This window comes from Actinomadura sp. GC306 (assembly GCF_004348665.1).
GTDB lineage: Bacteria > Actinomycetota > Actinomycetes > Streptosporangiales > Streptosporangiaceae > Spirillospora.
In genome coordinates this window covers 1-4,691 of sequence record NZ_SMKM01000390.1, presented here as the reverse complement: position 1 = coordinate 4,691, position 4,691 = coordinate 1, and the positions used below count along the sequence as shown (strand labels likewise).

The window sequence follows — 4,691 nt, the reverse complement described above, 5'->3', positions numbered from 1 at the left end:
ACCCCCGCCCTGCCCTGGGTACCGGGGCACGAGGGCGGCGGGCGGATCGTCGCCGTCGGCGCGGACGTGCGCGACCGCCATGTCGGCCAGCAGGTGGCGGTCGAGCCCAACTACTGCTGCTTCACCTGCCCGCCCTGCACGCGCGGCATGACCTCCGGATGCGAGCACCGGCTCAGCCCCGGCATCACCGTCCCCGGCCTGCTCGCCGAGCGCGTCGCCGTCCCCGCGCGGTTCGCCTGGCCGCTGCCCGCCCCGGTCGGCGCGGAGGTCCTGGCGTGCGTCGAGCCGTTCGCGGTGGCCCGCTCGGCGGTCCGCCGCGCCGGCGTCGCCCCCGGCACGGACTGCCTGGTCGTCGGCGCGGGGTCGCAGGGCCTGCTCACCTGCCTGTCGCTCCTCGAAGCCGGCGCCCGCGTGTTCGTCACCGACCCGCGCGCCGACCGCGTCGCCGTCGCCGAGCGCATCGGGGCCCGGCCCGTCGCGCCGGACGGCGGGCGGGCCTTCCCGTTCGTCTTCGACACCGCCGGGGTCCCCGCGGCCTGGGAGACGTCGTCCCATAACGTCGCCACCGGCGGGACCGTCATGGTGATCGGCATGAGCAGCGAGCCGGTGGGGCTGTCGACGATGGAGCTGACAAGGCGGCAGCTCCAGGTGCGCGGCTCCCTCATCTACGACCACCCGGCCGACTTCGCCGCGGCCGTCGCGGCGGCCGCCGGCGCGGCGCCCCGGCTCGCCGGGCTGCTGCGGCCCGGCGTGCCGCCGGACGAGTCCGGCCGCGCCTTCGCCGAGGCCCGCACGGAGCCCGGCAAGTCCTGGATCGACCTGTCCGACTGGGGAGGGGACCACCGATGACCTCCGCCGCCGCCGCGCCGCCGGGCCGCCGCCCCGGCCGCGTCCTGCGGGCGCTGTCCATGGCCGAGGCCGTCACCGGCAGCGTCCTGCTCGCGGTGATCGGCGTCCTGACGCTGCTGCAGGCCGTCCAGCGCTACCTGCCCACCGGCGGCTGGGTGTGGACGGGCGAGCTCGCGCGGTTCGCCTTCGTCTGGCTCACCTTCGCCATGTCGGGCTACCTCGCGGCGCGCGACGGCCATATCACCCTGAAGCTGGTCGACATCGTGGCCGGCCCCCGGCTGCTGCGCCTCGTCGGCATCGTCGCCAACGTCACCGTCGCGATCGTCTGCCTGAACCTCGTCTACGAGGCGTGGGTCCTGGTCGCGGACGCCGACGCGCAGACCTCGCCCGTGCTCGGCATGCCGATGCGCCTGTTCTACGTCATCCCGCTCGCCGGGCTGCTGCTCACGATCGTCCGCTCGGTCGTCGCGATCTTCCAGCCGGAACCGGAGCTGGACGAGACCGACCCGGCGCACGCCCACCCGGCGCCCGAGCATCCGAAGCACGAGCATCCCAAGCACGAGCACTCGAAGCACGAGACCGACCCGAAGCACGAGGCGGATGAGACATGAGCATGGCGCTCCTCGGCGCGGCCATCGCCGCGCTCCTGGTCCTGCGGGTCCCCGTGGCGTTCGCGCTGCTCGGGCCGTGCCTCACCTACGTCTCCTTCGAGGGCTACTCGGCGGGGCTGAGCGTCCGGCAGGCCACCGAGGCAGTGAACAGCTTCCCGCTGCTGGCCGTCCCGCTCTTCATCCTCCTCGGCGTGGTCGCCAACCACGCCGGCATCGCCGACCGGCTGTTCGACTTCGCGCTCGCCGCCATCGGGCGGGTCAGGGGCAGCCTCGGCTACGTCAACATCGGGGTGAGCCTGGGCTTCTCCTGGATGAGCGGCTCGGCGCTCGCCGACGCCGCCGGCCTCGGCAAGGTCGAGGTCCCGGCCATGACCCGCAACGGCTACCCGCCCCGCTTCGCGGTCGGTATCAGCGCCGCGTCCAGCCTGCTCGGGCCGGTCATGCCGCCCAGCATCCCGGCGGTCGTCTACGCCGGCATCGCCGGAGTGTCGACCGGGGCGCTGTTCGCCGCCTCGGTCATGCCCGCCTTCCTCATGGCGGCCGGGCTGGCGATCATGGTCTTCATCCTGGTGCGCCGCCGGGACGACCTGCGGGGCGAGCCATTCGCCTGGGGCAACCTGCGCCGCACCGGGGTCCGCGTCCTCGGCCCGCTGGGCGCCCCGGTGATCATCCTCGGCGGCATCCTCGGCGGCTGGTTCACCCCCACCGAAGCCGCGGCGGTGGGCGCCGCCTACGTGCTCGTCCTCGGCGCCGGGTACGGCCGCATCACCTGGCGGGACCTGTTCCCGATCGCGAAGGAGACCGCGGCGACCACCGCGTCGATCACCCTGATCATCGGCGCGTCCGGGCTGCTCGGCTGGATCCTCGCCCGCGAGCGGGTCCCGCAGCTGATCTCCGAGACGCTGCTCGGCCTCACCGACAACGCGATCGTGTTCCTGCTGCTGGTCAACCTGCTGCTGATCCTGCTGGGCGCGATCCTGGAGGGCATCTCGGCCCTGGTGATCACGGTGCCGATCCTGTTGCCGATCGCCGCCGAGTTCGGCGTCGACCCGATGCACTTCGGCGTGATCATCATCATGAACCTCATGATCGGGCTGCTCACCCCGCCGATCGGCGCGGTGCTGTTCGTGATGAGCCCGGTCGCCCGGATGCCGATCCACGAGGTGTTCCGCGGCACCCTCCCGTTCCTGCTCCCGCTGCTCGTCGTCCTGATGCTGGTGACGTTCGTCCCCTCGATCGTCACCTTCCTGCCCGACTGGCTCGGCCTGTAGCGACCCGACACCCCCACCCCCGTGAGGAGCAAGGCAGATGGCGAAATCACCCTCCGCGAGACTGGCGGTCCTGGCCGCCGCGTCGGTCCTGGCGGCCGGCTGCAGCGCGATGAACAGCGGCGACGACGGCGGGACGGTCACCCTGTCGTTCGCCAACAGCTACACCACCCAGCATCCGCACAGCCGCTGCGGCATCCAGGCCGTCGCCGACGCGGTCAACGGCCAGGACCTGGGCGTGAAGGTCGAGACGTTCCCGAACAGCCAGCTCGGCAACGACGCCACGCGCTTCACCTCCGTCAGGTCCGGCGACCTCGACATGGACGTGCAGGGCTCGTCCGCGCTGGCCGCGAGCCACGCCCCGATCGGCGTCCTCGACATGGCCTACGCGTTCGACGGGCCGGACCACCTGTTCGCCTTCTTCGACGGCGAGCAGGGCAAGCGACTGAAGACGGACTTCGCCGAGGCGACGGGCACCCGCATCCTGGACGTCTGGTTCTTCGGCATGCGGCACTTCAGCGCCAACTCCGCGATCCGTAAGCCCGGCGACTTCGAGGGGCTGCGGATGCGGTTCCCCGACTCCAAGGTCTACCTGGAGAACGCCAAGGCGATCGGCGCCAAGCCCACCGCGGTCGCGTTCGAGGAGCTGTACCTCAGCCTGCAGCGCAAGATCATCGACGGGCAGGAGAACCCGATCCCGACGATCGCGGAGAAGAGCCTCGACGAGGTGCAGACGCACGTCAGCCTCACCGGGCACCAGACCGGCTCGCAGATGATCGTCATCAACGACGAGAGCTGGAAGAAGCTGTCGTCCGAGCAGCAGGCGGCGCTGCAGAAGGCCGTCTCGGACACCCGCGCCGCCAACCGGAAGTGCATCGAGGAGGACGAGCAGAAGATCCTCGCCGAGTGGAAGGGCAAGGGGGAGCCGACGATCGTCGAGGACGTCGACATCAAGGCGTTCTCCGACAAGGCCAGGAAGTACTTCGACGAGACCCTCGAAGGCGAGCAGGCGGAGCTGTTCAAGGCGATCCGCTCCACCGCTCCCTGACCCGGCCGCGCCCGGCCCGCCGAGCCCGGCGGGCCGGGCGCGGTTCCGCACCGGCCGCCTCGGGAACGGAGTGAGACCATGCGACGGTCGATCGCGACGGTGTGCCTGTCGGGCACGCTGGAGGACAAGCTGAACGCGGCCGCGGGCGCCGGGTTCGACGGCGTGGAGATCTTCGAGAACGACCTGCTCGCCTGCCCGCTCGCCCCCGAGGAGATCGCCGGGCGCTGCGCCGCCCTCGGCCTGGCGGTCGAGCTCTACCAGCCGTTCCGCGACTTCGAGGCCGTCCCGGAGGAGCTGCACCGGCGCAACCTGCGCAGGGCGGCGCACAAGTTCGCACTGGCGCGGCGGCTCGGGGCCGAAACCGTCCTGGTGTGCTCCTCGGTCGCGCCCGAGGCCGTCGACGACGACGCCCTGGCCTCCGCGCAACTGCACGCTCTCGGCGACCTGGCCGCCGAACACGGCGTGCGGGTCGCCTACGAGGCGCTGGCCTGGGGGAAGCACGTCCGGACGTGGGAGCGGTCGGCGGACCTCGTACTGCGCGCCGACCATCCCGCGGTGGGGCTGTGCCTGGACAGCTTCCACGTGCTTTCACGCGGCGGCGACATCGCGGGCATCACGGAGTTCCCCGCCGAGAAGCTCTTCTTCCTCCAGCTCGCCGACGCCCCGCACATGCGCATGGACGTGCTCCAGTGGAGCCGCCACCACCGGCTCTTCCCCGGGCAGGGCGCGTTCGACCTGGCCGCCTTCACCTCGCACGTGCTCGCGGCCGGCTACGACGGCCCGCTGTCGCTGGAGGTCTTCAACGACGTCTTCCGGCAGGCGCCCCCGGGCCGCGCGGCGGTTGACGCCATGCGTTCCCTCATCGTGCTGGAGGAGGCGGTCGTCCGGAACGGCCCCGCCGCGACGGCCCGCCGC

5 protein-coding genes are annotated in these 4,691 nt (G+C 72.2%); all 5 read left to right on the top strand.

Features of this window, described 5'->3' with window-relative positions; translation table 11 throughout:
* Positions 1 to 849 (top strand): alcohol dehydrogenase catalytic domain-containing protein (locus E1200_RS31405; protein WP_131955983.1); only part of this gene is annotated, 849 nt, incomplete at its 5' end.
* Complete coding sequence (locus E1200_RS31400; protein WP_131955981.1) at positions 846 to 1,460, top strand: TRAP transporter small permease; 615 nt, start codon at positions 846 to 848, stop codon at positions 1,458 to 1,460. The genes E1200_RS31405 and E1200_RS31400, both read left to right, overlap by 4 nt.
* Positions 1,457 to 2,731 carry a TRAP transporter large permease gene (locus E1200_RS31395; RefSeq protein WP_131955979.1) on the top strand — a complete coding sequence of 425 codons (1,275 nt, stop codon included), beginning with the start codon at positions 1,457 to 1,459 and terminating at the stop codon, positions 2,729 to 2,731. The genes E1200_RS31400 and E1200_RS31395 overlap by 4 nt, the downstream gene beginning before the upstream one ends.
* A 37-nt stretch (positions 2,732 to 2,768) precedes the next feature.
* Positions 2,769 to 3,776, top strand: a complete 1,008-nt coding sequence (locus E1200_RS31390) for a DctP family TRAP transporter solute-binding subunit (protein WP_131955977.1) — start codon at positions 2,769 to 2,771, stop codon at positions 3,774 to 3,776.
* A gap of 78 nt (positions 3,777 to 3,854) precedes the next feature.
* Positions 3,855 to 4,691 (top strand): sugar phosphate isomerase/epimerase (locus E1200_RS31385; protein WP_131955975.1); only part of this gene is annotated, 837 nt, incomplete at its 3' end.

Excerpts from the sequence above, each read along its gene's own strand:
- E1200_RS31395 (WP_131955979.1), top strand. The coding sequence starts at position 1,457 with ATGAGCATGGCGCTCCTCGGCGCGGCCATCGCCGCGCTCCTGGTCCTG.
- E1200_RS31400 (WP_131955981.1), top strand. The coding sequence starts at position 846 with ATGACCTCCGCCGCCGCCGCGCCGCCGGGCCGCCGCCCCGGCCGCGTC.
- E1200_RS31390 (WP_131955977.1), top strand. The coding sequence starts at position 2,769 with ATGGCGAAATCACCCTCCGCGAGACTGGCGGTCCTGGCCGCCGCGTCG.